General features: G+C 41.4%; 1 protein-coding gene. It reads right to left on the bottom strand.

The window, feature by feature from the left end; genetic code table 11:
• Positions 1-1,941 (bottom strand): tachylectin-related carbohydrate-binding protein (locus H589_RS20860; RefSeq protein ID WP_035074602.1); only part of this gene is annotated, 1,941 nt, incomplete at both ends.

Below are 1,941 nucleotides of genomic sequence, written 5' to 3'. Positions count from 1 at the left end.
TGAGCCCGATGCAATAATACTGCTGGACCATTTTTTACTTTCCAAGTCGTACTCATAGACTTTTCCTTCATTTCCGGCAGCGTAAAGCTTGTCTGCGTAAGCCCAGCAACTGTTCAGATTTTCGGAAGCAGGCTTCTCAAACGGAGTAACAGTCTTTCCATCGTATAAAGCTGCATATCCCTTATCACCGACAATATAAACTTTGTCAGAGCTTAAGCACATGACGCAATTTAAAGAGACTTCTTCTTCGCCATCCTGAACTTTAATTGTCTCAACTTTCCATGCATTATCGGAATTATCTGAGAACTTATACAAACTGTTACCGGAGACTCCATAAAGAACATCGCCGGAGGGTGAAGCAGCAATCAAACCTAAAGAGGTTGGCATCTCATCACCATCTGTAGATGCAGTCTGGTCGGTAAAGGAGTATGTGGAACCACTTATTACAGCCCTATCAAGACCATTGGAGGCAGCATAATAAATAACGCCATCTCCGGCGGCTATAGCCATTCTGCACTCAGGCTTGTTATCGCCTGTAAGTTCCAGCTTTTCCCATGAATCTGAGTTCTTGCGGGCAATTTCATAAGTTGTTGATTCACCAACCTCAGCCGCATACACAGCATAAACTTCGTCACCGGAACCAAAAACATAACTTCTATAAGTTCCGATAATGCCGTTACCGACTCTCTCGGAATCCCAGACAACAGAACCGGTATCGGCCTTTACAGCACCGTGATAAGAGCCCTCGCTACTGCCGACGTAAACATCCGTTTTGGAAGCATTGTAGAGAGAAAAGAAAGTATTCTCTGGACTGGATAAAGTACTGGCAAGAACATTGCTGAATTTTGGTCCGGTGGAGTAATAAGGAAAAGAAGCACCACTGTTAGATACCATTATACCTGAACCGGATGATGCCATATGTGATGGTGTTTTCTCATTTCCTTCATACTTGCTCCATGCCCCGCCAGAGTACATATAGACATCAGTGTCATAGGAATAAGCAAGATGACTGGATGGACCGGAGAATTTGGGAGAGGAAATATTATTACCTGGTATCGTAATTGTACTTGAAATATAACCAGAACCATCTGTTGAGACATCATCTTCCGCTTTAACATTAGAATCATCTATAATATAGATCGTTGCAGCAACTTCATCAATGAGAATAAGCTTTCCATCAGTTGCAGAGTATAAACTCAAAGAATCATCACTTAGCGAAGAAAGTAGAGCCTTAAAGGCTTGTACCTCAACAAACGTTCCTGATAGTTCTGCTGTTAAATGGTTGTCGCCATCAACCATGACCATAATCTTATTGTCTGTGGTAAGTACGTAAAAGGCTTTTGCTGTTGCGCCGCATGCGCTTATTTTGCCGTTTTCAATACTGTCAACCCTATAATTTGAATTTGGTGAATCCGGGATGTACTTATCAAGAAAATATGTAGACGAACTAGTGTAAAAAGCATAAATGGAGCCGCCAAATATTGTATAAGAGTCATAAGAAGAACCAGTTAGCGAATATTTTACGCCCGTTGAATCATGCTTGTCAGTATCGATCTTTACAACCTGCAATATACCCGGAGCTATTTTCGAAACAAAATAATCTTTACCATCTTTTTTGACAAACTTGCCTTCATCTATAGGTTCGGTAATATCACCACTCGCAACCTTCCAGCTGGCACCTTTGTCAGTCGTGACATAAGCATTAAAATGACTGAGTTCATCACTAGTATTTTTAAAAACACCTATATATTTACCGTCCCCCGAAACAAGAGCTTTCGGAGAACCAGTACCTGGAATAGAACTAGTCTCGGTCCAGTAAACTTCTTTCCCGTAAATAGAAGCACCGTTGTTACCGGAAGCGAAAACCTTTTTAGCATCAGCGCTTGCTACAGTATTAAGATTTTCAGTTGTAGTGGTTTGCGGTACGTATGTTGCTGAATA

The sequence above is a fragment of the Maridesulfovibrio zosterae DSM 11974 genome (genome assembly GCF_000425265.1).
Taxonomy (GTDB): Bacteria; Desulfobacterota; Desulfovibrionia; order Desulfovibrionales; family Desulfovibrionaceae; genus Maridesulfovibrio; species Maridesulfovibrio zosterae.
The sequence above is the reverse complement of the archived record's forward strand: the minus strand, read 5'-3'. Positions and strand labels throughout refer to the sequence as shown.